A 26,076-nucleotide genomic window follows, 5' to 3' on the forward strand; every position below is an offset into this window, starting at 1 on the left:
CGGCTGGCCATGGCCGCATAGTTTCTACTTTTGAAACCCGTGCAAAACGGGGGCATTACCTGCGCCAAATGGGGTACAAAAAATCCTCGCCAGAGGCGAGGCCACCACGTCGGAATACCAATGTCACCGAACAAGAAGTCTGTCCATTAATCGGCGGCTCGCCCGTTCGAATCCGCCTGGCCGATCACTCCCAAAAACTCGCCCACCACCCGGTAGCGATGTTCGTCGTCTTCCCTGTTGAGTTCGATCGGAAGCAGGTCCGGATTGGTGGATCGCGGTTTCAATAAGATCTGCTGATTCTCAGTCCCGTCTTCGGTTCGTACCTTGAAGCTGTGATACTCCTTCACCGTGTATCGCGAACCGACGTCGCCGTCCTGCGTATCGGCGCATTCCACTAGCACGATTTTTCCATTCCGGCTGCCGCCGGGGTTCAAGCGGAACAGGCAGATGGCTCCGTCGGGGATGACCTTGTTCATTGATTCACCGACGACATGACAAGCAAAAATATTTCTTCCCACGGGCATGTCAGCTGGTACCGCCACCCAGTGTTGGTGTTTGACGTGTTGGAGCGCGCCGAAACCACCAGCCGCCGCTCTTAGGTCATAGAGCGGGACCGCGTTGACGTAAGGTTTCAAGGGTTCGCCACCAGGCTGTGGGAAAGCGATGACGTTGGATTTGTAGCTTCCCACGTGCCGCTTCAGATAGCGCCTCAAGCTATCGTCGCATGCGTAGATAAACGTGCCGCGTATGCCACGCAGCATGATGGTCCGGTAGATGTTCAGTATGTACTGCTTGAGGTCATTCGGATCTTCAATGGTCTGCTTACCGTTCCGGTCATGATAGTTGCGCGGGTCAATGACGATCTGGTCCAGCTCTTCGTCATAGCGGATTTCGTGGCCGAAGATTACGCCGGTGTAGTTCAGATCATAGCCTTGGGTGGTATGAATGCAGCCCACCTCGCCCGCGGCGCCTTTTGCGTTGATCCAATCCACGGTAGTGCTGTTCCACCGCAGCCGCACGTCACCGATTTCGATGTCATGTTGGTAAGGGGGCTTTCTGGAGACCCAGGGCCAGGAGTAACCGGCCACGAGCCGCGCCAAACCGTAGCTGGCGTCTCTTTGTCCTATCTCCTTCACCATGTCGGAGAGTTCGTCAAAAACCAGAAACTCATATTTGTTGGAGCTGAACTTTTCGTCAGCCGGAAGCCGCATGTGCAGGAGATCATCAACGAACCGCACGTAGTGCTGCCCGGCGCGTACCCGGAACTGGGACGCCAGTGTTATGACCGTGCTGTTCGGCGAAGATTTGATCTCCTCGAAGTCGGCTGCATCGGCATCGGATGGCTTGATGCTCTGGCCTGGGTCGTAGAAAAAGATGGCTTTGTCTGACTGGCGCGTCACCCAGTCCACCTCACTGCACGTATTCTTGTCTAGTCCAAGCGCGGTGCAGGCCGCGTCGAAGCTCCCGAAGTAGGCTCCCAGGTTTACGCGCTTGCGCAAGCGATGCGACTCGTCCACCAGGACGATGTCATAGCGCTGTTTTGTCAGCTCGGAAGGACTGATCACCATATCGGGACGTAGGCCCGCAACGTTCCGGAACGCCTTCTTGAGCGTGCTCCTGAAGGAACTCATGGGGACCACCAGGGCCATGCGCGGCTGTGGAATAGACTGCTTGATTTGCCGGAGCAGGTCTCGGACTTTTTTCTCTTCATCGGAAAATTCGCGCAGATCCAGTTCCTCAAGGTCGGAGTGAATGAGCTTGAATAGGAATATTGCCAATACCGATTTTCCGGTTCCGGCGCCTCCCTGGACCACGACATGTCTGAGCCGGGGATCAACCAGCGAGTGCATTATCTCGATCAGACCTTGTTGTTGGTCAGCAGACAGAGATTTGTACGGCGAGTATTTAAAAACGTCAGAATTGTCGATGGCCTCGATCGACCTTTGAGCGATTCCGTGCTGGCGCAGCCTGTCCCAGGCCTCCCGAAATATCCTGGAATAGAGTTCGTCCCTCTGATAGTAGTTGTGGTTGCTCAGCCCCAGGTTGCCGTTCAACATGCTGAATCGGCCATCGGCTGACATGTACTTTATTAGGGAAGACTCTATATCGAGAGTCGCTGACTTGTTGAAGCGTTCGCTGCTGATGAGGTGTACCGTCGTCAATGATCGCTTCTGAGGGTGTTTGAGATGCGTACCCAGGCGAGCCAGCGTGTCTGTCGTCTCGCCGACGTAGGCGCAACGTGTCGTTCCGTCGCTGAGAATATAAACGAGCGGCCAATCGTTCGCTGCGTATGCGTTGGTCTCGATTTCGGTCAGCGTTTCTACGGAGAAGCGGTAACGATTCACTTCGACAAGATGCGGCTGGGTCATAGCTCGTTGTATTTTTTCGCGGTTCCCTTTGCTTTCTGTACGGGGTACTTAAGTTCGTTCTTTTCGATTTTTTCCAGAACGATTTTCTTGATGTCGAAGTTGTACGTATCAGACAGCAGCAGCGCGTAAGCCAAGACATCGGCCAGCTCTTCTTTCACCCTTTCGCGATCAGCGGCTTCGGGAGGTTTCCATAGGAAAACCTCCAGTAGTTCGCTTGCCTCGATGCTGAGGGCCAAGGCCAGGTCTTTAGGGTTGTGGAATTGTTGCCAGTTTCGCTCATCACGAAACTGGCGTAGCCGCTGAATGACTTCTTCCATTTCCTGTCTTTGCGGATGTGATGTTGTTGGAATGCATGATAGACCGCTTGGCGTTTAGTTGCACTTTTGGAGTTTTCCGGGATGCGTTACGAGAGGAGCCCCCGCCTATCCGCTTTTGAGCAGCAGTGACGTCGTTGTGATGAGGGTAAATATTGTCGGGACGCCGGTCCTTTGCCATCTCAGAAGCGGCATCCGCGTTTATCGACACGAAGATTCCCTGATATCAAGGGAGGTGACGAATCGCACTCGATGCTTGCAAACACCGGCGATTTTTAAAGATGGTGCCCGGGGCCGGAATCGAACCGGCACGCCTTGCGGCGGGGGATTTTGAGTCCCCTGCGTCTACCAATTTCACCACCCGGGCGGGGGATGCGCTGTCCTGTTGATGCAGGAAAGGCTGGAAGAGAGTCGGCAATTATACGTGATCTTGGCCGGTTTGTGAGGCTTATTGGGAGAGGCGGCCTTTGAGCTGGCCTTGGGCGAGGGTGGCGGGGGTGTTGCCTTGCTGGTCCTGGGCTTGCATGTCGGCGCCGCGTTCCTGGAGGAGCTGGAGCAGGTCGTGGCGTTGGAAGAGGGCGGCGTACATGGCGGCGGTCTGGCCGGCGCGGTTGGGTTGGTCGAGGGGGCAGGCCTGGTCGATGAGCAGGCGGGCGATGGTGTTTTCGCCCTGGAAGATGGCGCCCATGAGGGCGGTGTTGCCGCGCGCGTCGGCTTGGCAGGGGTCGGCGCCCTGGTCGAGGAGGTAGCGCAGCGCCTGGAGCTGGCCGTGGTAGGCGGCGAGGATGAGGGGGCTGCGGCCCTGGCTGTCGCGGGCGTTCCAGTCGGTGTCGGCCTGGGCGAAGGCGCGCAGGACGTCCATGTCGCCGTCGCGGGCGGCCTGGCGCAGGCGGGCCTGGAGTTCGGTCTGCAGGGCGGTGGGGACGGTGGCGCGGGCGGCGCCGGGCGGGGGGCGGGTGCCGGTGGCGGGGGCTGGGTCGGGCGTGTTGGCGTCGGCTGCGTAGAGCGTCGGCGCGGCCAGGAGGGTGGCGAGCGCGAGCAGGAGCGGGGGCAGGCGTAGGGCGGTCATGGCGTGAGGGCTGGGAGGGCGGCCCCGCCCGCGGAAGTGGCCGGGGGCGGGGAGGCAGTCATCGGGTCAGGATGGCCGCCGGGTTGCGGAGCGGCGCCCGGCGGGCGGGCGCGGGGAGGTCAGTCCTGGAGTTTGTCGGCCAGGGCGCGGACCTTGTTCAGGTCTGCCTTGGCCACGCGCGCCAGGCCTTGGCCGTACTCGGGGTCGGCCTTGTAGAAGTAGGAGAGCATGATGTTGCGCGTGTCTTCGTTGACGCGCGCCAGTTCGCTGCCCAGGCTCTGGATCAGGTCGGCGCGTTCTTTGGGGGAGTAGCTGCGATAGAGTTCGCCGGCCTGCTTGAAGTTCTGCTGGCGCTGGATGGCGCGCTGCTGGACGGTGCCCGACACGGGGGTGGCCGTGGCGCGGGCGGCGTCGCTTTCCTGGGCCGGCGAGAGCCGGCTGGGCTGGTAGTTGACGCTGCCCTGGGTCTGGCCGCTGTTGAGGGTGCCGTCCTGGTTGCGCGTGAGCACGGTGTTGCGCGGCCGGTTCACGGGCAGTTGCAGGGCGTTGGCGCCGATGCGGTACATCTGGGTGTCGGCATAGGCGAAGAGGCGGCCTTGCAGCAGGCGGTCTTCAGAGGGTTCGATGCCGGGGATGAGGTTGCTGGGCGCCATGGCGACCTGCTCGGTTTCCTGGAAGACGTTCTCCGGGTTGCGGTTGAGCGTGAGCTCGCCGATCTTGCGGCTGGGAACGTCGGGCCAGATCTTGGTGGCGTCCAGGGGATCGAAGTCGAACTTGGCCAGGTCTTCGGGCTTGAGCAGTTGCACGTAGAGATCCCATTTGGGGAAATCGCCGCGATCGATGGCCTCGACGAGGTCGCGCGTCATGTGGCTGTAGTCGCGGCCCTGCACGGCCTGGACCTCGGCGGGGTCGAGGTTTTTGCGGCCCTGGCGGGTACGCCAGTTGAACTTGACGTAGTGGGTCTGGCCGGCGTCGTTGACGAACTTGTAGGCGTGCACGCTGTTGCCGTCCATCTGGCGGTAGCTGGCCGGGGTGCCCTCGTTGGAGTAGAGCTGGGTCAGCGTGCGGGTGGCTTCGGGGAAGAAGGCGAAGAAGTCGAAGCGGCGGCGGTCGTCGTCCAGGTTGGTGCTGGGGTCGGTTTTAAAGGCATGCACCATGTCCGGGAACTTGATGGCGTCGCGGATAAAGAAGGTGGGGAAGTTGTTGCCGACCAGATCCCAGTTGCCCTGGGTGGTGTAGAACTTGACCGCGAAGCCGCGTGGGTCGCGCAGGGTTTCGGGGGATTGCAGGCCATGCACCACCGAGGAGAAGCGCACGAACACGGGGGTTTTGACATCCTTGCGGAAGAGTTCGGCCCGGGTCAGGTCGGAGAGGTCCTCAAGGGCGACGAATTCGCCGTAGGCGCCGGTACCGCGGGCGTGCACCACGCGTTCGGGCACGCGCTCGCGGTCAAAGCGTTGCAGCTTCTGCAGCAGCTGGACGTCCTGCAGCAGCACGGGGCCATTGGGGCCTGCGGTCTGGGAGTTCTGGTTGTCGCCGACCGGCGCGCCGTTGTCGCGGGTCAGGGTGGGCGTCTGGGCCAGGGCAGTGGTACAGAGCGTGGCGCTGACGGCCAGGCCCAGGAAAGCAGAAGTCTTGCTCATGGTGGGTTCCTTGTTGAAAGGAGTGCCAACATAGCGAGCAGGGTTATTCGGCTTGATGGTTTTTTTGTGTGGCCGCGATAGCGGCTGGCTATGCCGTTGTTTCGCCCGAGGGGCGGGCCGGCTTGGCGCCGGCCGCGGCCTCGGGAACGAATCAGTCTGGTCTTATGCGCCGGGTCAGGCTGCCTGGGCCTGGGGACGGCTTTCGGGGAGGAACCAGTTCATCAGCAGGGCGCAGATGCCGCCGGTGGCCACGCCCGACTCCAGCACGTTTTGCAGGGCGTGGGGCATGTGGGCCAGGAACTCGGGCACCTGCGATACGCCCAGGCCCAGCGCCAGCGAGACGGCGATGATGAGCAGGGCGCGGCGGTCCAGGCGGGTGCCGGCCAGGATGTTGATGCCGGAGGCCGCGACCGCGCCGAACATCACCATGGCGGCGCCGCCCAGCACGGGCTCGGGCACGGCCTGCAGCAGCGCGGCGACCGACGGGAACAGGCCCAGGAGGATGAGCATGGCGGCGATCCAGATGCCGACGCGGCGGCTGGCCACGCCGGTGAGCTGGATGACGCCGTTGTTCTGGGCGAAGACCGAGCTGGGAAAGGTGTTGAAGACACCCGCCAGCAGCGAGTTGGCGCCGTTGACCAGCACGCCGCCCTTGATGCGCTGCATCCAGACGGGCCCCTGCACCGGCTGGCGCGAGACCTGGCTGGTGGCGGTGATGTCGCCGATGGCTTCCAGCGAGGTCACCAGGTAGATGATCAGCATGGGCACGAACAGCGACCACGAGAACGACAGCCCGAAGTGCAGCGGCATGGGCACCTGAAAGAGGGCGGCCTCGCGCGCGATGGACAGGTCCAGGCGGCCCATGGCGGCGGCGGCCAGGTAGCCCAGCACCAGGGCGATCACCAGGGCGGCGCTGCGCACCCAGACCACGGGCACCCGGTTGAGCACGATGATGGTGCCCAGCACCAGGCCGGACAGCAGCAGGTTCTCGGTGTTGGCGAAGGTGCCGTTTTTCATGGCGCTGAAGCCGCCGCCCATGCTGATGAGGCCGACCTTGATGAGGGTCAGGCCGATGAGCAGCACCACGATGCCGGTCACCAGCGGGGTGACCAGGCGCTTGATGAAGGGCAGGATGCGCGAGACGCCGATCTCCACGAAGGAGCCGGCGATGACCACGCCAAAGATGGCCGCCATCACGGTTTCGACCGGCGTGCCCTGGCTGACCATGATGCTGCCGCCGGCAATCAGCGGGCCCACGAAGTTGAAGCTGGTGCCCTGCACGATGAGCAGCCCGGCGCCGAAGGGCCCGAAGCGGCGGCATTGCACGTAGGTGGCGATGCCGGAGATGACCAGCGACATGGACACGATCAGGGTGGTGTCGCGGCTGGGCACACCCAGCGCCTGGCAGATCAGCAGCCCCGGGGTGACGATGGGCACCAGGATGGCCAGCAGGTGTTGCAGGGCGGCGATGAACGTGACGGGGGCCGAGGGGCGGTCGTCGGGGCCGTAGATGAGTTCGGGCGCGGGCTGCGCCGGATGGGCGGAGGAGTCAGGTTGGGCGGGGCTCATGGTTGCGAAAAAAGAGCGGGCTTGCGGATCGAAGTGCGGGATTTTAGCGGGCCTGCGAAAAGAGGGCGCGCGCGGCCTCCGGCGGCGGCCTTGAAATCGGCGCGGCCGTCCCCACGTGCCTGGGATGCGCGGCGGCATGACCGCCTTTTTTCTTTGTCTACCTATCGCTTACAACCATGAGCCAAAACGCCAAGCCCGAAACCCTGGGATTCCAGGCCGAGGTCAAGCAGTTGCTGCACCTGATGATTCATTCGCTGTACAGCAACAAGGAAATCTTTCTGCGCGAGCTGGTCTCGAACGCCTCCGACGCCTGCGACAAGCTGCGCTTCGAGGCCATCGACCAGCCCGAGCTGCTGGCTGGCGACAGCGAGCTGGCGATCCGCGTGAGCTATGACAAGGCCGCGCGCACCATCACCATTTCGGATAACGGCATCGGGCTGTCGCGCGAGGAAGCCATCGCCAACCTGGGCACCATCGCCCGTTCCGGCACGCGCGAGTTCTTCTCCAAACTGACCGGCGACAAGCAAAAGGACGCTCAGCTGATCGGCCAGTTCGGGGTGGGCTTTTATTCGTCATTCATCGTGGCCGACAAGGTCACGGTGGTGAGCCGTCGTGCCGGCGCCGACGAGGCCGTGCAATGGGAATCCGACGGCCAGGGCGAGTTCTCCATCGGCACGGCGGAAAAGAGCAGCCGCGGCACCGACGTGACGCTGCATCTGCGTGCCGATGAAGACGATCTGCTCAGCGGCTGGAAGCTGCGCGAGATCCTGCGCCGCTACTCCGACCACATCTCCCTGCCCATCCTGATGCAGAAGGAAGAGTGGGATGCCGACAAGGGCGAGCAGGTCAAGCGCGACGAATGGGAAACCGTCAACCAGGCCAATGCCCTGTGGACCCGCTCCAAGAACGAGGTCACCGACGAGCAGTACCGCGAGTTCTACAAGACCATCTCGCATGATTTCGAAGACCCGCTGGCCTGGACGCACAACCGCGTCGAAGGCCGCAGCGAGTACACGCAGCTGCTGTACGTGCCGCGCCATGCGCCTTTCGACCTCTGGGATCGCGATGCGCGCCGGGGCGTGAAGCTGTACGTCAAGCGTGTCTTCATCATGGATGACGCCGAGCAGTTGCTGCCGACGTATCTGCGCTTTGTGCGCGGGGTGATCGATTCGGCCGATCTGCCGCTGAACGTCTCGCGCGAGATCCTGCAGGAAAGCCGCGATGTGCGCGCCATCCGCGAGGGCTCGGCCAAGCGTGTGCTGTCGCTGCTGGAAGATCTGGCCGAGAACCGCCAGGAAGACTACGGCGTGTTCTGGAACGAGTTCGGCCAGGTGCTCAAGGAGGGCGTGGGCGAAGACCCGGCCAACCAGGAGCGCATCGCCAAGCTGCTGCGCTTTGCCTCCACGCAGGGCGAGGGCGCCAGCCAGACGGTGACGCTGGCCGATTACCTGGGCCGCATGAAGGAAGGCCAGGACAAGATCTACTACGTGACGGCCGACAGCTATTCGGCAGCCAGCAACAGCCCGCACCTGGAGATCTTCCGCAAGAAGGGCATCGAGGTGCTGCTGCTGTGGGATCGCGTGGACGAGTGGATGCTCTCGCATCTGCGCGAATTCGACGGCAAGTCGCTGGTGTCGGTGGCCAAGGGCGGCCTGGACCTGGCCGATCTGGCCGATGACGCCGAGAAGCAGAAGCAGACCGAGGTGGCCGAGGCCTTCAAGCCGCTGGTCGAGCGCCTGCAGGCGGCGCTGGGCGAGCAGGTCAAGGAAGTGCGCGTGACGCTGCGTCTGGTGGACTCGCCGGCTTGCGTGGTGGTGGGCCAGAACGAACTCAGCCCGCATCTGCTGCGCATGCTGAAGGCCGCTGGCCAGGAAGCCCCCGAGGTCAAGCCGGTGCTGGAGATCAACCCCGAGCACGCCCTGATCGCGCGTATCCGCGACGTGGCCGAACCGGATTTCGACGCCTGGGCCCAGCTGCTGCTGGATCAGGCCCTGCTGGCCGAAGGCGCCCAGATCGCCGACCCGGCGGGTTTCGTCAAGCGCCTGAACGCGCTGCTCCTGAAGGTCTGAGCGGGGTTTCCCGGCGACCCATGAAAATGGCCCCGCAAGGGGCCATTTTCTTGTCTGAGGGGCTGGCCGGGGTTCAGGCGAGCGGCAGGGTCAGCACGCCCTGGACGGCCGGGCGCATCATGAGGCGGCGGTACCAGGCCGAGAGGTGGGGCGTGGCCGGGCGTTCGGCCGGAAGGCCCAGCCAGCGGTGAGCCGCGCAGCCCAGCACCAGGTCGCCCATGGTGAACTGGGTGCCGCTGATGAAGTCACGTCCCTTGAGCGCGGCGTCCAGGCGCAGCGCGTAGCGCTCGGCGGCCTGCAGCGAGTCGGCAATGGCGGCGGGGTCGCGTTCGGCCTCGGGCTTGCGGATCAGTTCCAGGAAGGCCGTGCGCATGGCGGGCTGCCATTCGGTGGCCTGCCAGTCCATCCAGCGGTCGGCGTCGGCGCGCAGGCAGACGTCGGCCGGCGACAGCGTGCCCGAGCCGTAGCGTGCCGCCAGATAGCGCACGATGGCGTTGGACTCCCACAGCACGAAGCCGCCGTCGTCGATGACCGGCACCAGCTGGTTGGGGTTCATGCGGGTGTATTCGGGGGTGTCCACCCCGCCGAAGCGGCCGCCGACTTCGGTCAGGGTATGCGGCAGCGCCAGCTCGCGCACGGCCCACATGACTTTCTGCACGTTGACGGAACTCAGGCGTCCCCAGATTTTCAGCATTGTGTCGGTCCTCGAAGCGGTCAGCGCGGCGGTATCTGGCGCCGCAGGAAACCGGCCGCCCGGGCAAAGCGCGGCCAGTCGAATGCGGGCCCGGGATCGGTTTTGCGGCCCGGGGCGATGTGTTCGTGGCCCCGCGCGGCCCGGATGGGCAGGCGGGTGCGCAACTGGCGCGCCAGCGCCGCCAGCGTGGCGTACTGGGCGTCGGTATAGGGCAAGGTATCAGTGCCTTCGAGCTCGACGCCGACGGAGAAGTCGTTGCAGCGTTCGCGGCCTTCGAAGCGCGATACGCCGGCATGCCAGGCGCGCTGGTGCACCGAGGCGAACTGCATGATGCTGCCGTCGCGCCGGATGAAGAAGTGCGCCGACACCCGCAGCCCGGCCAGGCGTGCGAACCAGGGATGGGCGTCGAGATCCAGCCGGTTCAGGAACAGGTCGGCCACGTAGCTGGCCTTGCCGGGCCGGCCGAATTCGCCGGGGGGCAGCGTGATGTTGTGCACAACCAGCAGGCTGACCGCCGTGCCGGCGGGGCGGGTATCGACGTTGGGCGAGGGCAGGCGGGTCACGCCGGGCGCGCGGGGCAGCCAGCCGTGGCGGTCCAGAGGCGGCAGGTTCATGGTGGAAACAGACGCAAGGGCAATCCGGCATTATGCCGGGCTTGCGCGGCCCTGCCTACGGCGCGCCGGCTAGGGCTGACGCGCTCCCAGGCGGGCGTGTTCCTGGCTGCACCAGGTCTGGCCCTGGGATTGCAGGGCCTCAGAGCGCGGCAGGTGGATGCCGCAGTGGGCGCAGCGCACCATGGGCTCTGCGGCGGCCCCGCCGGGCTTGCGGGCGCTGGCATCGGAGGTGCGCGGTTTCTGGCCGCGCGCGTTGAGCATGCGCCAGAGCGTCAGCACGACGAGAATGGCGATCAGCCAGAAGAGGATTTTTCCCATGCCGGGTCAGCTCCGCTGCAGAATCATTTCCAGCACGAAGCGCGTGCCGGTATAGGCGAGGATCAGAAAGCAAAAGCCGACCAGCGTCCAGCGCAGCGCCACGCGGCCGCGCCAGCCCCGGATGTGCCGGCCCAGCAGCAGCACGCCGAAGGTCAGCCAGGACAGCAGGGTGAAAATGGTCTTGTGGTCGAAGGGCAGGATCTTGCCGGTCAGGAGGATGGACGAGACCGAGCCGGTGCCGACCGCCAGCGTCAGGGCGATGAAGCCGATGAAGATGATGCGAAACAGCAGTTGCTCCTGCACCAGCAGCGGCGGCTGGGCGTCGAGTACGCGGCCCAGGATGCTGCGCGCGGCTGGCGCGTCCAGGGGCCGGTGCAGGTGGCGGTCCAGCAGGGCCATCAGCATGGCGTGCAGCGCGGCGATGGTGATCAGGCCGTAGGCGGCCAGGGCGATCAGCAGGTGGATGCGCAGCCAGGGGTTGCCCACGTGGGGGACATCCACGCCCTGCGGAAAGAGGGCGGCCAGCAACGTCACCACGGCCGCGGCCGGCAGCAACAGCAGTTGCACCCCGTCAATGCGGATGAAAAGACTCTCCAGCCAGTACATCATCAGACCAAGCCACATGGCGGCCGACAGGGCCAGGGCCCAGCCAATGAAGATATGATGTGTCCCTAGCATGGCTTCGCGCAGGGCGTAGCCATGCACGATCAGGGCGCCAAGCAGGCAGAACCGGGTGATCCTGCCGGTCTGTTCGATGCTGCCGGCCTGTTGCAGGCGGCGCCACATCGAGGCGGCCAGCACGGTATAGACCAGTGCGGCCACCGCGTGAAATACAATGCCTGATGACATAAAAACCGTTGTCTGGGTGGGACCCCGGGCGATTGTCGCCCGCTGGCGGCCTGGTTGGGGCCGGTGGTCCCGTTCAATCAACTAGTTTAAGCGGAAACGCCTCTCATGCTCGATAACTTGACCCAACGCCTGTCGCGCGTCGTAAAGACGCTGCGCGGCGAAGCCCGCCTGACCGAGGCCAACACCCAGGAGATGCTGCGCGAAGTGCGCATGGCGCTGCTGGAGGCCGACGTGGCGCTGCCCGTGGTGCGCGACTTTGTGGGGCGCGTCAAAGAAAAGGCCCTGGGCGAGGAGGTGGCCGGCAGCCTGACCCCCGGCCAGGCGCTGGTGGGCGTGGTCCACAAGGAGCTGACCTCGCTGATGGGCGGCGACCTGGGCGCGACCAGCGGCGAACTGTCGCTGGCGGTGCAGCCGCCTGCGGTCATCCTGATGGCCGGCCTGCAGGGCGCTGGCAAGACCACGACCACCGGCAAGCTGGCCCGCTGGCTCGCCGAGGGCGAGCACGTCCAGAACGGCCGCAAGACCGGCAAGAAGAAGGTGCTGGTGGTGTCGGCCGACGTGTATCGTCCGGCGGCCATCGAGCAGTTGAAAACCGTGGCGGCCCAGGTCGGCGTGGATTTCCTGCCCTCTGACACGAGCCAGAAGCCCGAGGACATCGCGCGCAATGCCGTCGAGCATGCGCGCCGCCACCACTATGACGTGCTGATCGTCGACACGGCTGGCCGCCTGGGTATCGACGAGGCCATGATGCGCGAGATCGCCGCGCTGCATGCCTTGGTCAAACCGGTGGAAACCCTGTTCGTGGTGGATGCCATGCAAGGCCAGGACGCGGTCAACACTGCGCGTGCCTTTGCCGAGGCGCTGCCCCTGACGGGCGTGGTGCTCACCAAGCTGGACGGCGATGCGCGGGGCGGCGCGGCGCTGTCGGTGCGCCACATTACCGGCAAGCCGCTGAAGTTCGTCGGCGTGTCGGAAAAGCTCGATGGCCTGCAGCCCTTTCACCCGGAACGCATGGCGCAGCGCGTGCTGGGCATGGGCGACATCGTGTCGCTGGTCGAGCAGGCCCAGAAGAACATTGACATCGCCGAGGCGCAGAAATTCGCCCAGAAGATCAAGTCGGGCGACAAGTTCGACCTGAACGACTTCCGCGAGCAGCTCGGCCAGGTCAAGAAGCTGGGCGACATGAACTCGCTGCTGGAGAAGCTGCCGGCGCAGTTCCAGCAGGCGGCCAGCCAGATGCAGGGCGGGCAGGCGGAAAAGCAGCTGCGCCGCACCGAGGGCATCCTCAACTCCATGACGCCGGGCGAGCGCGCCAAGCCCGAGCTCATCAAGGCCTCGCGCAAGCGCCGCATCGCGGCCGGCGCCGGCGTGCCGGTGCAGGAGGTCAACCGTCTGCTGAATCAGTTCGAGCAGATGCAGGGCATGATGAAGCAGATGAAAAAGGGCGGCATGGCCAAGATGATGCGCGCCATGGGCGGCCTGAAGGGCCTGGGCCGCTTCGGTCGCTGATCCGGCAATGGCGATGTCCGGGCCCGGGGCGGTCCGGGCTGGCATGCGCCGGTGGCCTTGCCGCGCGAGATCGCCCGTTAACGGCCTGCGCCGTCGCATCATGAAAAAGGCCAGACCTTGCGGTCTGGCCTTTTTGCTGTGCCGCGAGCGGGGCTCAGGCCAGCGGCGGGATGCGCAGCACCTGGCCCGGGTAGATCTTGTCCGGGTGGCTGAGCATGGGCTTGTTGGCCTCGAAGATCACCGTGTACTGGGCGCCCTTGCCTTTGCCGTATTGGGTTTCGGCAATCTTCCACAGGGTGTCGCCCTTCTGGACGGTGTACATCACGGCCTCGGCGCTGGCCTGCCTGGCGTGCAGCTGGTTGTCCACCTTGGCCACGCCAACGGTGTTGCCCAGCGCCAGGGCGATTTTCTCGGCGTCTTCGGTCGAGGCGGCTTCGCCCGAGACCGTGACGGTGTCGCCTTCGACGCTGATCTTCAGGTCGCTGGCCGACAAACCGTGCTTGTCCAGTTCTTTTTGCAGTTCTTCGGCGGTTGCGGCTTTCGCTTCGCTGGCGCCAAAGAGCTTTTCGCCGACATCCTTGATGAAACTGAGCAGGCCCATGTCATGTCCTTTTTCTGAGGGTGATGAATGCGCCGCATGGCGGCGCCCCAGGGGGATTATGAGCATGCTGCCAAGGCAGCTGCGCATCGAGGTTGTAACAGCTTGCTAGCGACGGCTCAGCCGCCGCCCACGGCCACCACGATTTCGATCTGGTCGCCGGCGGCCAGCGCGGTGGCGCCGTGCTGGCTTTTGGGAACGATCTCGCCGTTGCGTTCGACGGCGACCCGCTTGCCGGCGTAACCCAGGGTTTCGAGCAGGCCGATGACGGTGGTGGCGGCAGCCAGCTCATGCGGCTGGCCATTAAGGGTGATCTGCATAATCAATCCTTGCTTGCGTATTGGTTGGTGGCCTCCAGCAGGCGGGCCAGGGTGCCGGGCTCGTCGAAGGCGTGGCCGGCGTCGGGAACGAGGTGGAACTGGGCCTCGGGCCAGGCGCGGTGCAGTTCCCAGGCAGTGCGCGCCGGGGTGCAGGCGTCGTAGCGCCCCTGCACGATGGTGCCGGGAATGCCGCGCAGCTTGTGCGCGTCACGCAGCAGCTGGCCTTCTTCCATGAAGCCGCCGTGCGTGAAGTAGTGGTTCTCGATGCGCGCGAAGGCCAGCGCCGACTGGTCGGCGGCGTGGCTTTGCTGGTGGCGCGGGCTGGGCAGCAGGGTGATCGTATGGTCTTCCCAGGCGCTCCAGGCGCGCGCGGCGCGCAGCTGCGTCTCGCGGTCGTCGCTGGTCAGGCGCTTGCGATAGGCGGCCACGAGGTCGCCGCGCTCTTCGGGCGGTATGGGTTCCAGGTAGGCTTCCCAGCGGTCGGGAAAGAGCCAGGAGGCGCCCTCCTGGTAGAACCACTGCACTTCGGCGCGGCGCAGGGTGAAGATGCCGCGCACCACCAGCTCGCTGACGCGCTCGGGATGGGTCTGCGAGTAGGCCAGCGCCAGGGTCGATCCCCATGAGCCGCCGAACACCAGCCAGCGTTCGACGCCCATGACTTCGGTGCGCAGGCGCTCGATGTCGGCCACCAGATCCCAGGTGGTGTTGTTTTCCAGGCTGGCGTGGGGCAGCGAGCGGCCGCAGCCGCGTTGATCGAACAGCAGCACGTGGTAGCGCTGCGGGTCGAACAGCTGGCGATGCACCGGCGAGCAGCCGCTGCCCGGGCCGCCGTGCAGAAAGACAGCCGGTTTGCCCTGCGGGTTGCCGCAGAGCTCCCAGTACACCTGGTGGCCGTCGCCGGTATCCAGCATGCCGTGGCGGTAGGGTTCGATCGGGGGGTAGAGCATGACGCAGCCTCCGTCAGCGGGCTTCAGCCCTTGCGCTTGAACACCAGATCCCAGACTCCGTGGCCCAGACGCAGGCCGCGGGTTTCAAATTTGGTCTGGGGGCGGTAGGCGGGCCGCTCGGCGTAGTCGGTCGCCGTGTTTTCCAGCAGCGGCTCGCCGCTGAGCACGTCCAGCATCTGGACGGCGTAATCCTGCCAGTCCGTGGCGCAGTGCAGGTAGCCGCCCGGGCGGATGCGGCTGGCCAGCAGCGCCACGAAGGCCGGCTGCAGCAGGCGGCGCTTGTGGTGGCGCTTCTTGGGCCACGGATCAGGGAAGTAGACATGTACGCCGGCCAGCGAGTCGGGCGCGATCATGTCACGCACGACCTCGACAGCGTCGTGCTGGATGATGCGCACATTGTTCAACTGGCTGGTCTCGATGCGATGCAGCATTGAACCCACGCCCGCATTGAACACTTCCACGCCCAGGAAGTTGTCTTCCGGGCGGGCCAGCGCGATTTTCTCGGTGGTCTCGCCCATGCCGAAGCCGATTTCCAGGATGGTCGGGGCCTCGCGCCCGAAAGCGGCGCTGCAATCCAGCACGCGCGGCGCATAGGCGATCGACCACTTCCCCATCAACTGCTCCAGCGCGTCGCGCTGGCGCGGCGTGATGTGGCCGCGACGGTGCACGAAGCTGCGGATGTGCGTGGCGCCGGGGCTGGCCGGCGCATGGGCGGCCGGCGCGAGCGCGGCCTCGGTCGACGGCGTCAGGGAGGGCGCCGCGTCTTGGGCGGGCTGGGCGTCAGGGGATTTGGGGGTCGTCATGGGAATCATCGCGGGCAAGCGGCCCGCACAAGGCAAAGTCACAACCCCGGATTGTAGTGGGACACACGGCCGGGGGCGCTAAGATGGCGCTTGACCGAATGTTCGTATGGATTGCGCCATGATCGACCACCTGGACCACCTCGTTCTCACCACCGGCCACGAAGCGGCCTGCATCGCTTTCTATACCGATGGCCTGGGCATGGCGCTGGAAACCTTCGGGCAGGGGCGCAAGGCGTTCCGGTTCGGGCAGCAGAAAATCAACCTGCACGTCAAAGGCCATGAATTCGAGCCCAAGGCCCACCTGCCGGTGCCCGGCGCGCTCGACCTGTGCTTTATCGCCGCGATCCCGCTGGATGACGTCATCGGGCGTTTGCAGGAAAAGGGCATCCCCATCATCGAAGGCCCGGTGCGGCGCACGGGCGCGACCGGCCCGATCCGCTCCATCTACCTGCGCGACCCCGATCTCAACCTCATTGAAATTTCCGAGCCTGCCAAATAAGGCCGCGCAGCGGCCAAAACCCAGGCTATAATGCTCGCCTGCGCCAGCATCGGCCTTGCCGATCCGCCTGGCGCCAGCCCTTCAGGGCGGGTGTAGTTCAATGGTAGAACGGCGGCTTCCCAAGCCTCAAGCGTGGGTTCGATTCCCATCACCCGCTCCATCTTTCCCAAGGCCTTGGTTCCAGGGCAATCCTCCGCTTGATCGATATCCGCAGGCCTGCCTTGCGCCACTGCGCGGGTCGCGTCGTCTTGCGCCGTCGCGGGCCTGCCCTTGACGCCTGCCCTGCCCTGCCAGGGCCGGCGCCAGGACAGGAGCCATGGGCAATGCTCCGGGCAAGCGGCGGGTTTACTGCATGAACCAGCCGTGGCTGACGACCAGGGATTGGCCGGTCAGGACGTTGTTCTTGGCCGCGGCAAAGAACAATACGGCATCGGCGACGTCATCGGTGCTCGTGAATTGGCCGTCGACGGTTTCCTTGAGCATGACGGTTTTGATGACGGCCTCTTCGGTGATGCCGAGTTCCTGCGCCTGTTCGGGGATCTGCTTGTCGACCAGCGGTGTGCGCACGAAGCCGGGGCAGACCACGTTGGCGGTGACGTTGTGTTCGGCGCCTTCCTTGGCCAGGACCTTGGCCAACCCGATCAGGCCGTGTTTGGCCGTCACGTAGGGCGCCTTGAGTTTGGAGGCCTCTTTGGAGTGCACCGATCCCATGTAGATCACCCGACCGAAGTTGGCGGCATACATGTGCTTGAGGCAGGCGCGCGTGGTGAGAAACGCCCCGTCCAGGTGGATGGAGAGCAGCTTTTTCCAGTCGGCGAAGGGGAAGTCGACAAAGGGTTCGACGATCTGGATGCCAGCATTGCTGACCAGGATGTCGATCTTGCCGTATTTGGCGATGACGTCGGCCACGCCTTTTTCCACCTGCGCTTCGTCGGTTACGTTCATGGCCACGGCGAAGGCTTCTGCCCCGCTGGCCTGGATGGCCTGAGCGGTGGCCTGGGCGGCGGCCAGGTTGAGGTCGGCAATGATCGGGATGCCGCCTTCGGCGGCGAAGCGCAGGGCGATTTCCTTGCCGATGCCGCTGGCCGAGCCGGTGATGAGGCCAACTTTTCCGTCAAATCGATTCATGATGCGGTTTCCTTTCAGGAGCGGGGGGAGCCGTCGGCCAGGTAGTCGTACACCACTTCGCCCAGGCCGAGCGTGAGGTCGGCGATGTAGTGGGTGGCGCGCACGATGTCGCGCACCGGCAGATGGGCCACGTCGCACATGGCGTGCTCGAACAGCTGCAGGGCGCCGGGGCCTTCCCAGGCCCCTTTGAGCGTGACGTCTTCCGTGTAGTAGCGCACCAGTTCGCAGATGCGCGGCGTGCAGTCGACATGCGGGATGATCTTGATCATGAAGGCGGGTCTGGCCATCGCCTTGGCTACCGGCGCCAGATCCAGCGCGCGATGCTTGTAGCCCATCGTGGCGGTGACGCACAGCACCGAGCCGTAATGCAGCGTGCCGACCAGGGTTTCCTGCTCGTGGCGCAGCTTCGGGGTGGCGAGCTTCTTGGGGAAGCCCCAGATTTCACGCCCACCAGCGATCGGCGAGTTGTCGTCCAGATACATGGCATGGACGTAACCGCCCTCCTGGACCTCGCCCGACGGGGTGGTGAAGCGGACCGGGATCACCTGCCCGGTTTCGGTGTAGTCGCCAAAGCCGGTGGAGTCCGGCATGCGGATGAATTCGTAGGACACGGTATCGCCCACCACCTCCAGCGGTTCGGGGACGACGGCGCGCAGGCGCTCCGGGTCGGTGCGATACGTGATGACGAAGAACTCGCGGTTGTAGAACTTATAGGGCGGTTTCGGATACGCGGGATTGTTCAATGGCATGGCAAATGCCTTGGCGCGCACGTCAGCGATCTTCACGGTGCTCTCCCTGTTGATGGGCGGGTGACCTGCTGCAAGAAAGCATGAGGATCGCCAACCCTGTGGATGGAACTGTTATAGGGATTTAACCGTCAGCGGCCGATGCCCACGCGTGGATTTCCGCAATTCGGACAGATCGAAAATCGGTGTTCCGATGGGCTTGCCGGCTTGCCTGGGCGGCGTATGCCGCAAGCCCGCAAGCTGCATGGGATACTGGTCATTTGGGCGCTTGCCGGCTTCGGGCGGGGCGCGAGGCGGGAGGCTTTGATGACGCAGACGCAGGACAGGCAGGACGACAGACCATGGATCGATGCGGCGCGTTTGACGCAGGCGCTTGAGCAGTTTGCCCAGGAGCGCGATTGGGGGCAGTTTCATTCGCCCAAGAATCTGGTCATGGCGCTGACCGGCGAGGTGGGCGAACTGAACGAGATTTTTCAGTGGCTCACCGAGGCGCAGTCGCGTGAGGCGGCGCGCGCTGAGGAGACGGCGCAGGCGGTGCAGGATGAGCTGGCCGACGTGTTGATGTATCTGTTGCGGCTGGCGTCGGTGCTGGGGGTGGATATGAACGCGGCGGTGGCGCAGAAGTTGCGCAAAAATGCCTTGAAATACCCGGTGGCGCAAAGCCGCGGGTCCCGGAGCAAGTATCGCGATCTGTAGCTGCGGATTGTGCCGGGCGGTGGCGGCAGGCCTGATGCCTGCCGCCGTTTTTTTGTCGTCTACAGGCCCCAGGCCGACAGGTCCGGATGGCGCCTGGCCACGGCGAGGATGTCTTCGATGATGCGGGCGCTGTCCAGCAGGGCGGCGTCACAGCTGTGTGGAGCCATGAGCTGGATCCCGCTGGGCAGCCCCTGATCATCAAAGCCGCTGGGCAGCGAAATGGCAGCGGCACCCAGGAAGTTGCCGGGGCGCAGGAGCTTGCCCAGGCCGGCGTGACGCAGGTCGTCGGCATCCAGGGCCTGGGCGGCCTGATCGCAGGCCGGCATCAGCAGCGCGGCGTGGCCGTACATGGCACGCGCGAAGGCGAGCATGTCGGCCCCCCGACGCTGCAGGGCGGCGTGGTAGCTGGCGGTGTCGATGCGGCCGCCGGCGGCAATGCGTTCGCGCACGATGTGCCACAGAGGCTGCTCCGGGTCGCGGGCCAGGCTGCCGTAATAGCGGTAGGCCTCGTAGGCCAGCACCAGCGAGTTGTCTTCGGCCATGCGTTCGAACGATAGCTCGGGCGGCGGTTGCCACGGGCAGAGCTCCAGGCCGGCGTGTTCGAGGCGATCCAGGGCCTGTTGCCAGAGGGCTTGGGTGGCGGCGTCCAGGCTGGCCGGCCAGGCTTGCGGGGCGAGCACGGCGACGGGGCCGGTCATGGGGGCGGCCGACTGGCGCAGCGCGGCCACGCAGGCCGGCGGCATATCCAGGGTGGCGGGATCGTCGATGTCGGGGCCGGACAGCGCGGCGGCGAACCGGCGGGCGTCGGCGACGCTGCGGGTCAGCGGCCCCAGCACGTCCAGGGTGTGTGACAGCGGCAGGCTGGCGGCGCGGCTGATCATGCCGGTGGAGGGTTTGTAGCCGACTAGACCGTTCAGGGTGGCAGGCGCGCGCACCGAGCCGCCGGTATCGCCGCCCAGGGCAATCGGGGCCAGCCCGGCGGCCACGGCCACGCCGCTGCCGCTGGAGGAGCCGCCCGGCGCCCGCGCCACGCTGGCGTCCCAGGGGTTGCGCGCCGTGCCCTGGGTTGCGTTCTGCCCCGACAGGCCGAAGGCGAATTCGGTCATGCGGGTCTTGCCCAGCACGACCATGCCTTGCGCGGCCAGCAGGCGCACAGCGGCGGCGGTGTCCGTGCTGATCTGGCCGACCCGGGCCTGCGAGCCCAGCGTCGCCTCGGTGCCTTCCCATTGGATGCTGTCCTTGACCGCCACGGGCACGCCGTGGAACGGGCCCAGCACGATGCCGGCGGCCAGCAGGCGGTCGGCCGCCTCGGCCTGGGCCAGGGCGCGCTCGGCTGTGACCACGCTGTAGGCATTGAGCGCCGTGGCGCGTTCGATGCGGTCCAGAAAGTGGGTGGCGACCTGGCGCGCGCTCAGCCGGCCCTGACGGATCTCGCGGCCGATCTCAAGCGCGTCTCGGAAATGCAGGGCGGTTTCTTGTTCTGACATGGAGTTTCCTGAAAATGACAAAACCCGCGCAGCGGGTTGTGCGCGGCCCGGCGTCCTTCCCGTGGGGAGACGGCGGGCCGCAGCCCGGGCGCGAGGCCGGGCGATGCGAAGGCGGGTCAACGCAGTTTCTGGCCGACGGTCTCGGGCATGCGGATGAAGGTCACCAGGGTGATCACCGCGCCTGCCAGCACGTAGTAGAAGAACCAGCGCTCCAGGCCATTGCTCTGCAGCCAGGTGAGCAGGTAGGGCGTCGTGCCACCCAGCAAGGCCACCACCAGGTTGTAGGGCGTGCCGATGCCGACGGCGCGCACGCTGGTGGGGAACTGTTCGGACATGATGGCCGGCGCGATGGAGGTGTACATGGCGTAGAGCACCAGACCGAACAGTTCCACCAGCAGAATGGAGCCGAAGGTGGGGCCCAGGGTGTTCATCAGGGGATAGAAGAACAGCAGATAGCCGGCGGCGAAGACGATCAGCTGCGGCTTGCGGCCGATGCGATCCGAGAGCGCGCCGAACAGGGGCTGAACCAGCATGAAGACGATCAGGGCCACGGTGTTGGCGGCAAAGGCCACCTTCGGGTCTGCCTGGACGTGGCGGATCGCGTAGGTGGGCACATAGGCCACGAAGATGTAGAACGCGAAGGTCGTCAGAATCGAGAAGCCGACAATGCGCAGGACCTCCACCGGGTGTTCGCGCAGCAGGGTGCGCAGCGGCTGCTTCTGCACGCCGGCTTTCTTGCTTTCGGCAAAGGCCTCGGTTTCGGGGATGGAGCGGCGGATCCACAGGCCCGCCAGGCCGCCCAGGGCGCCCAGCACGAAGGGGATGCGCCAACCCCATGCGGCCATGTCGGCCTTGCTTAGCGTGGAGGTGAGGATCCAGCCCACGGCCGAGGCGGCCAGGATGCCGACGGCGGCGCTGAAGAACACGAAGCTGGAGAAAAAGCCCCGATGTTTGGGCGGCGCCATTTCTGCCAGGAAGGTCGTGGCCGAGGCATACTCTCCTCCCAGCGACAGGCCTTGCAGCAGGCGCGCGGCGGTCAGCAGCAGCGGGGCGGCCAGGCCAATGGTTGCATAGGTGGGCGTGACGGCGATGATCAGCGAGCCGCCCGCCATCATCAGGATGGTCAGGCCCAGGGCAGCCTTGCGGCCGTAGCGGTCGGAGAAAATCCCCAGCAGCCAGCCGCCCACCGGACGCATGAAGAAGCCCACGGCAAAAATGCCGAAGGTCGCCAGCAGGGCGGTGGTTTCATTGCCCTCGGGGAAGAACTGGCTGGAGAAAAAGATGGCAAAGGAGGCGTAGATGGTCCAGTCGAACCATTCGACGGCATTGCCTACACTACCGGCCAGGATGGTGCGGGCGCGTGACACGGGAGCAGCTGCGGCCCCCTGCGTGGCGCTCGGGTGTTGGGAGGGACTGCTCATGGAATCCTCAAAGCAATTTATTTTTCGACAAAATTAAAGCTAAAGTTTATGTTTTTAGCAATTTCGCAAAGTTAATTTGATGGATATAGTCACGTCAAGTAAGGGTAAGCCCTTAATGCCGGCCCTGGACAATACCGATCTGGCGTGCCTGATTGCACTGCAGGCCGACCCGCGCGCCTCCTGGCGCGAGCTGGGGGCGGCAGCCGGGATCGCCGAGCGCACCGTGGCGCGGCGCATCAAGCGCCTGCTGGAGGCTGATGCCTTGCGCGTGATCGCCGAGACCGATCCGCTGGCCGCGGGCCGGGGCGTGGTGCTGCACGCCTGGATGCGCTGCCGGGCCGGGCGGGTGCCGGAGGTGGCCGAAGAGCTGGCGCGTCTGGAGAACTGTCAGCTGGTCGTGACGCTGGCCGGTTCGGCCGATCTGATGGCCGAGCTGACGTTGGCCGACGAGGCCGACATGCCGGAACTGGTGACGCGTATCCTGCCGTCCATGGCTGGCGTGGAACATGTCGATGCGCGTCTGGTGCTGCGTTCTTTCCGCCGCGCCGGGCAATGGCGCATCCAGTCGCAGGGCGAGCCCGAGCCGGGGGCCGCGCCGGCGAGCCCGCCGGCCCCCCTGAACGAAACCGAGCAGCGCATGGCGGCCTGGCTCAAGCGCGATGGCCGCGCCAGCCTGGCCGAACTGGCCGAGCATGCGGGAGTCAGCGAGCCGACCGCCCAGCGCCTGCTGCAGGGGCTGCTCGAGCGGCGCGCGCTGTCGCTGCGGGTCGAGGTCGAGCCTGCGCTGGTGGGCTTTCCGGTCGAGGCGGTGGTCTCGGTGCAGGTGCGCCCGCAAGCGGTCAACGCCCTGGCGGCACACCTGGCCCGGGATGCCAATACCCGCTGCCTGTTCGGCACCAGCGGCCCGTCACAGCTTTTCTGGCATGTGCTGTGCCGCGACAGCACGCAGCTCTGGGACGTCGTAACGCGCCGGCTGGGCGAGATGGATGGCGTGCTCAACAGCGATGTGGCGGTCGTCATGCGGGCGCACAAGCGTTGCGGCATCGTGCGCGCCGAGGGGGGCGCGATCTAAGCGTGTGGCCGTGCTTGTCTCGCGCGTCGGTGAAACGTAGCCAGATCCATGTGCTCCGGCTGAGCCAGGGCATTGCGCAGGCATGGGCGTGCCTGCGCATGATTGCCTCCTTACACGATATGGGTGACCAGCTCGCCGATGGACTCGATGCGGGCCTTGATGGTGTCGCCGGCTTCCAGCGAGCGCGGCGGCTTGAATGAGAGCCCGACGCCCGAGGGGGTGCCTGTGGCGATGATGTCGCCCGGCTCCAGCGTCATGCCTTGCGACAGGATGGCAATGATCGCCGGGATATCGAACAGCATGTCGGAGGTGTTGGCCGACTGGCGCTTCTCTCCGTTGACTTCGAGCTCCAGGCTCAGGGCGTTGGGCGCGGGGATGGCGCGCGCCAGCGTGATCACCGGGCCGATCGGGCAGGTGCCGTCCAGCGATTTTCCCTTGAACCATTGGCCGTGCAAGGCCTGCAGGTCGCGTGCGGTGATGTCATTGACGATGGTGTAGCCGAAGACGTGGTCCAGCGCGTCTTCCGGGCGGATGTCGCGCCCGGCCTTGCCGATCACGATGCCCAGTTCGATTTCGTAGTCCAGCAGTTTGGAGATCTGCCCGTGGCGGCTGACGCGCGCGTTGTGGCCGCTGACCGCCGTGGGCGGCTTGCTGAAGATCTCCATGGCCTTGGGCATTTGGTCGGCCGGCTGGCCGCGCGCCAGATTGCCTTCGACGATGTGGGCGCGGTAGTTGCGGCCGACGCAGAAGATGTTCTTGCGCGGGCGGGGAATCGGGGCAAGGATGGTGAGCCCGGCGGCCTCGACGGCCTGCGGGTGGCCGCTGGCCTGCGCCTGTTCCAGCAGGCTGTCCAGGGCGGCGATGGCGGCATCGCCCAGGTCGATGATGTCGCCTGCCTGGCGCGGCGCGGGGCTCTGCGACAGCGCATGCGGGTGTTGCGACCAGGCTTGGGTCAGGTCGATCACCTTGCCGTCATCGAGCAGGGCGCCCAGACGGGTCGAGTTGTCATGGGCGAATGTCAGTAGCTTCATGGGGCGTTGTCTCCTGTGCCTGGCCGCCGGGGGCAGGGCTTGCTGGGTGAAGTTGTTTTGTATTCGATGATCTTGTTTTGTATGCAAGATTACTATGCTGTGTTCAGAATGGCAATGCAGCATATTCTTGAGGCGATGCTTGCCGGACGGCGAGCGCAAGCCTGCGCATTGCCGCTTATGCAGCGCAATGTGGCATCGGGTGTGAAGGGGGGCGGGCAAGCCCGCGGCGTTCAGAGAAGCGGCAACACTTTCCAGGAGGCGTATTGCCCGAAGTTGGCATTGCAGAAAGGGCAGGTCTCGCTGGTTAGCGGGATTGTCTTGTCGCAATTGGGGCAAAGCCCTTGCGGGGTTTGCGCCAGGAACTGTCCTTCCAAGAGGTGCTGGGTCTGGGCGCGGCTCTGCGCGGCGGCCTGTTCCTGTGCCTGCATCGCAGCCCAGTCGGGCGGGGCGTCCAGGCGGCTGCGAAGCGGTTCGGCATCTTGCGCGTTCAGTTTGCCCAGTTCTACCTGAAGCGCGATCGCCTGCAGGCGTTCATGGCGCCAAGCGGGATTCTGACGCCTCAAGGTGGTGAACACCTGGGCCAGCTGTATCCTCAGGGACGCAGGATCCTGAGCGTCATAGTGCAAATGCAGTTCGCCAAAATGGGTGATGAGGGTCAGAAAGGTATGGACCTTGGTCTTGGCGGTGAGCTGATTGAGCAGGCCGGCGATCACCCTTCCTTCGGTGTCGATACCCTTTCCGACGAAGCCGCCGCCACTGGCGACCGTGCCGGGGCCGCCAATGCTGAAATCAGCCAGTTCGAGCAGCAGAAACCGGGCGGTGTGGCGAATGCCGAGACAGGCGACGGCGGTTTGGTCGAACGCTAGGGAGATCGTCTCTCCGATTGCGAAGGGAAAGCCGCTGGCGCCCAGCACCGTGCAGTGCTGAAGTGTGTGCACGGTGTTGCCATTCTGTAGATCCATGGTTCTTCCCTCCGGAGTCACGGCGATATCGTTGTGCCACGATTGAACGGTGGCTGCCCGGAAAAGGCAGGATGCAAACCTAGCGGCGTGCGAAGCGTTCCAGGGTCAGGCCGTCGAGGTCGATGGCGGGCTGGCGGCCGCAGACCAGATCGGCGACCACGCGGGAGGTGCCGCAGGCCTGGGTCCAGCCGTTGGAGCCGTGGCCGCTGTTGAGGTAGAGGCCTTCCCAGCCACAGCGGCCCAGGATGGCCGGGCCATCGGGCGTCATGGGGCGCAGGCCCGCCCAGAAGGTGGCCTGGCTGTAGTCGATGCCATCGGGGAACAGGCTACGCACGGCGCGGATCAGGGTGGCTTTGCGGGCCGGGTTGAGGGTCAGGTCGTGCCCGACCAGTTCGGCCATGCCGGCGGCGCGCAGGCGCGAGCCGAGCCGGGAGATCATGACCTTGTTGTGTTCGTCCATGATCGACAGGGTGGGCGCCCGCGCGCTATCGAGGATGGGGGCGGTGATGGAAAAGCCTTTCAGCGGATAGACCGGCAGTTTCACGCCAAGCGGCGCGAGCAGCGCGGGCGCCTGGTTGCCCAGGGCGACGACAGTGGCGTCGGCCAGCAGGGGGCCGCTGCTGCTGTCCGCGCCGGTGACGCGCCCGCCTTCATGGCGCAGGCGTTCGATGGTGGTGCCGTAATGAAAGCGCACGCCCTGTGTCTGCAGCCAGGCGTTCAGGGCCTGGCAGAAGAGGTGGCTGTCGCCGCTGGCGTCGGCCGGCAGATGTAGTGCGCCGGCCAGCGGTGCCGTGGCCTGCGACAAGGCGGGCTCGACCTGCCGGGCCTGCGTACCGTCGAGCACCCGGTGCTCGATGCCCAGTTCGGCCAGGGCGCTGGCCGAGAGATCCCCGTGGCGACATTCGGCCCCCGTCTGGAACAGTTGCAGCACGCCGCCTGCATGGAAGTCGAAGGCCAGCGGGGTGTCGGCGATAAGCTCGCGCAGACAGGCCAGGCTGTAGTGAGCCACGCGCTGCATGCGCAGCTTGTTGATGCGAAAGCGCGGCGCGTTGCACTGCTGCAGCCATTGGCGCACCCAGCGCAGGCGCACCGGATCGGGCCACAGCGAGAAGCGCACCGGCGCATCGGCCTTGAGGGCCATCTTCAGCACTTTCCAGGGCATGCCGGGGGCGGCCCAGGGCGCGGCAAAACTGGGGCACAGGCCCCCGGCATTGCCGAAGCTGGTTTCCATTCCGGGGCCGGCGTGGCGTTCCGCCACCTCGACTTCGTGGCCTTCACGGGCCAGGTAGTAAGCGGTCGTGAGGCCGACCACGCCTGCGCCAAGAACGAGGGTCTTCATAGGGGTTGGG

Annotated in this window: 25 protein-coding genes and 2 tRNA genes; 6 read left to right on the forward strand and 21 right to left on the reverse strand. The window is 65.3% G+C overall.

What is annotated here, in order from left to right; translation table 11 throughout:
* Nucleotides 1–146: 146 nt before the first annotated feature.
* The 6 genes from A7V84_RS08720 to A7V84_RS08745 form a co-directional block, all read right to left on the reverse strand.
* Nucleotides 147–2,369, reverse strand: a complete 2,223-nt coding sequence (locus A7V84_RS08720; RefSeq protein ID WP_063491771.1) for a DNA/RNA helicase domain-containing protein — start codon at nucleotides 2,367–2,369, stop codon at nucleotides 147–149.
* Nucleotides 2,366–2,686, reverse strand: coding sequence for a nucleotide pyrophosphohydrolase (locus A7V84_RS08725; RefSeq protein WP_049076465.1), 321 nt, complete (start codon nucleotides 2,684–2,686; stop codon nucleotides 2,366–2,368). Before A7V84_RS08725 ends, A7V84_RS08720 begins: the two co-directional genes overlap by 4 nt.
* Before the next feature lie 279 nt (nucleotides 2,687–2,965).
* Nucleotides 2,966–3,050, reverse strand: a tRNA-Leu gene (locus A7V84_RS08730).
* An 81-nt stretch (nucleotides 3,051–3,131) separates the two neighbouring features.
* Complete coding sequence (locus tag A7V84_RS08735; RefSeq protein WP_081977020.1) at nucleotides 3,132–3,752, reverse strand: ankyrin repeat domain-containing protein; 621 nt, start codon at nucleotides 3,750–3,752, stop codon at nucleotides 3,132–3,134.
* 119 nt (nucleotides 3,753–3,871) lie between these two features.
* On the reverse strand, nucleotides 3,872–5,395 hold the full coding sequence (locus tag A7V84_RS08740) for a catalase (RefSeq protein WP_082832957.1): 1,524 nt from the start codon (nucleotides 5,393–5,395) through the stop codon (nucleotides 3,872–3,874).
* A gap of 174 nt (nucleotides 5,396–5,569) precedes the next feature.
* The gene (locus A7V84_RS08745) at nucleotides 5,570–6,964 is read right to left on the reverse strand and encodes a uracil-xanthine permease family protein (protein WP_025513648.1); all 1,395 of its coding nucleotides are present in this window, start codon (nucleotides 6,962–6,964) and stop codon (nucleotides 5,570–5,572) included.
* Between the two features lie 176 nt (nucleotides 6,965–7,140).
* On the opposite strand from A7V84_RS08745, the gene htpG reads away from it, so the two are divergent.
* Nucleotides 7,141–9,033: a molecular chaperone HtpG gene (gene htpG, locus A7V84_RS08750; protein ID WP_025513646.1), complete on the forward strand. Its 1,893-nt coding sequence runs from the start codon at nucleotides 7,141–7,143 to the stop codon at nucleotides 9,031–9,033.
* 73 nt (nucleotides 9,034–9,106) lie between these two features.
* Here the strand turns inward: htpG and A7V84_RS08755 are convergent, their stop codons facing one another.
* The 4 genes from A7V84_RS08755 to A7V84_RS08770 form a co-directional block, all read right to left on the reverse strand.
* Nucleotides 9,107–9,727: a glutathione S-transferase family protein gene (locus A7V84_RS08755; RefSeq protein ID WP_025513644.1), complete on the reverse strand. Its 621-nt coding sequence runs from the start codon at nucleotides 9,725–9,727 to the stop codon at nucleotides 9,107–9,109.
* Nucleotides 9,728–9,747: 20 nt separating this feature from the next.
* Nucleotides 9,748–10,341: a 1,6-anhydro-N-acetylmuramyl-L-alanine amidase AmpD gene (gene ampD / locus A7V84_RS08760; protein ID WP_063491773.1), complete on the reverse strand. Its 594-nt coding sequence runs from the start codon at nucleotides 10,339–10,341 to the stop codon at nucleotides 9,748–9,750.
* A gap of 69 nt (nucleotides 10,342–10,410) precedes the next feature.
* On the reverse strand, nucleotides 10,411–10,659 hold the full coding sequence (locus tag A7V84_RS08765; RefSeq protein WP_025513639.1) for a PP0621 family protein: 249 nt from the start codon (nucleotides 10,657–10,659) through the stop codon (nucleotides 10,411–10,413).
* 6 nt (nucleotides 10,660–10,665) lie between these two features.
* Nucleotides 10,666–11,508 carry a cytochrome C assembly family protein gene (locus A7V84_RS08770; protein WP_025513638.1) on the reverse strand — a complete coding sequence of 281 codons (843 nt, stop codon included), beginning with the start codon at nucleotides 11,506–11,508 and terminating at the stop codon, nucleotides 10,666–10,668.
* A 105-nt stretch (nucleotides 11,509–11,613) separates the two neighbouring features.
* Between A7V84_RS08770 and ffh the strand changes: the two genes are divergently transcribed.
* The gene (gene ffh, locus A7V84_RS08775) at nucleotides 11,614–13,017 is read left to right on the forward strand and encodes a signal recognition particle protein (RefSeq protein ID WP_025513636.1); all 1,404 of its coding nucleotides are present in this window, start codon (nucleotides 11,614–11,616) and stop codon (nucleotides 13,015–13,017) included.
* 154 nt (nucleotides 13,018–13,171) lie between these two features.
* Here the strand turns inward: ffh and lysM are convergent, their stop codons facing one another.
* The 4 genes from lysM to trmB all read right to left on the reverse strand — a co-directional run bounded on the left by lysM (nucleotide 13,172) and on the right by trmB (nucleotide 15,685).
* The gene (gene lysM, locus A7V84_RS08780; protein WP_025513634.1) at nucleotides 13,172–13,618 is read right to left on the reverse strand and encodes a peptidoglycan-binding protein LysM; all 447 of its coding nucleotides are present in this window, start codon (nucleotides 13,616–13,618) and stop codon (nucleotides 13,172–13,174) included.
* A gap of 116 nt (nucleotides 13,619–13,734) precedes the next feature.
* Complete coding sequence (thiS, locus tag A7V84_RS08785; protein ID WP_025513632.1) at nucleotides 13,735–13,935, reverse strand: sulfur carrier protein ThiS; 201 nt, start codon at nucleotides 13,933–13,935, stop codon at nucleotides 13,735–13,737.
* Between the two features lie 2 nt (nucleotides 13,936–13,937).
* The gene (pip, locus tag A7V84_RS08790; RefSeq protein ID WP_025513630.1) at nucleotides 13,938–14,882 is read right to left on the reverse strand and encodes a prolyl aminopeptidase; all 945 of its coding nucleotides are present in this window, start codon (nucleotides 14,880–14,882) and stop codon (nucleotides 13,938–13,940) included.
* Between the two features lie 23 nt (nucleotides 14,883–14,905).
* Entirely contained in the window at nucleotides 14,906–15,685 is a 780-nt protein-coding gene (gene trmB / locus A7V84_RS08795) for a tRNA (guanosine(46)-N7)-methyltransferase TrmB (RefSeq protein WP_025513624.1), read from the reverse strand.
* Between the two features lie 118 nt (nucleotides 15,686–15,803).
* Here trmB and A7V84_RS08800 point away from each other — a divergent pair, with 118 nt between their 5' ends.
* Together A7V84_RS08800 and A7V84_RS08805 are read left to right on the forward strand one after the other, a co-directional pair.
* Nucleotides 15,804–16,184, forward strand: a complete 381-nt coding sequence (locus tag A7V84_RS08800; RefSeq protein WP_033535544.1) for a VOC family protein — start codon at nucleotides 15,804–15,806, stop codon at nucleotides 16,182–16,184.
* Nucleotides 16,185–16,270: 86 nt separating this feature from the next.
* Nucleotides 16,271–16,344: transfer RNA gene (locus A7V84_RS08805), tRNA-Gly, on the forward strand.
* 185 nt (nucleotides 16,345–16,529) lie between these two features.
* Here A7V84_RS08805 and A7V84_RS08810 read toward each other — a convergent pair.
* The gene (locus A7V84_RS08810) at nucleotides 16,530–17,312 is read right to left on the reverse strand and encodes a 3-hydroxybutyrate dehydrogenase (protein WP_063491774.1); all 783 of its coding nucleotides are present in this window, start codon (nucleotides 17,310–17,312) and stop codon (nucleotides 16,530–16,532) included.
* A gap of 14 nt (nucleotides 17,313–17,326) precedes the next feature.
* Nucleotides 17,327–18,097 (reverse strand): acetoacetate decarboxylase, encoded by a 771-nt coding sequence (locus A7V84_RS08815; protein WP_025513227.1) that lies wholly within the window; start codon nucleotides 18,095–18,097, stop codon nucleotides 17,327–17,329.
* 267 nt (nucleotides 18,098–18,364) lie between these two features.
* Between A7V84_RS08815 and A7V84_RS08820 the strand changes: the two genes are divergently transcribed.
* A complete protein-coding gene (locus A7V84_RS08820) occupies nucleotides 18,365–18,754 on the forward strand; it encodes a nucleotide pyrophosphohydrolase (RefSeq protein WP_082833057.1) in 390 nt (129 codons plus the stop codon).
* A 59-nt stretch (nucleotides 18,755–18,813) separates the two neighbouring features.
* On the opposite strand, the gene A7V84_RS08825 is transcribed toward A7V84_RS08820, so the two are convergent.
* Nucleotides 18,814–20,241, reverse strand: a complete 1,428-nt coding sequence (locus tag A7V84_RS08825; RefSeq protein WP_063491775.1) for an amidase — start codon at nucleotides 20,239–20,241, stop codon at nucleotides 18,814–18,816.
* A 116-nt stretch (nucleotides 20,242–20,357) separates the two neighbouring features.
* Complete coding sequence (locus A7V84_RS08830) at nucleotides 20,358–21,662, reverse strand: MFS transporter (protein WP_025513224.1); 1,305 nt, start codon at nucleotides 21,660–21,662, stop codon at nucleotides 20,358–20,360.
* A 79-nt stretch (nucleotides 21,663–21,741) separates the two neighbouring features.
* On the opposite strand from A7V84_RS08830, the gene A7V84_RS08835 reads away from it, so the two are divergent.
* Nucleotides 21,742–22,734, forward strand: a complete 993-nt coding sequence (locus A7V84_RS08835) for an Lrp/AsnC family transcriptional regulator (RefSeq protein ID WP_025513223.1) — start codon at nucleotides 21,742–21,744, stop codon at nucleotides 22,732–22,734.
* A gap of 110 nt (nucleotides 22,735–22,844) precedes the next feature.
* On the opposite strand, the gene A7V84_RS08840 is transcribed toward A7V84_RS08835, so the two are convergent.
* The 3 genes from A7V84_RS08840 to A7V84_RS08850 form a co-directional block, all read right to left on the reverse strand.
* Nucleotides 22,845–23,765: a fumarylacetoacetate hydrolase family protein gene (locus A7V84_RS08840; RefSeq protein ID WP_063491776.1), complete on the reverse strand. Its 921-nt coding sequence runs from the start codon at nucleotides 23,763–23,765 to the stop codon at nucleotides 22,845–22,847.
* A 230-nt stretch (nucleotides 23,766–23,995) separates the two neighbouring features.
* On the reverse strand, nucleotides 23,996–24,727 hold the full coding sequence (locus A7V84_RS08845; RefSeq protein ID WP_025513221.1) for a zinc ribbon domain-containing protein: 732 nt from the start codon (nucleotides 24,725–24,727) through the stop codon (nucleotides 23,996–23,998).
* A 79-nt stretch (nucleotides 24,728–24,806) separates the two neighbouring features.
* Nucleotides 24,807–26,066 (reverse strand): D-amino acid dehydrogenase, encoded by a 1,260-nt coding sequence (locus tag A7V84_RS08850; protein ID WP_025513220.1) that lies wholly within the window; start codon nucleotides 26,064–26,066, stop codon nucleotides 24,807–24,809.
* Nucleotides 26,067–26,076: the final 10 nt, after the last annotated feature.

It is taken from the genome of Bordetella trematum (assembly GCF_900078335.1).
Classification (GTDB): Bacteria; Pseudomonadota; Gammaproteobacteria; order Burkholderiales; family Burkholderiaceae_B; genus Bordetella; species Bordetella trematum.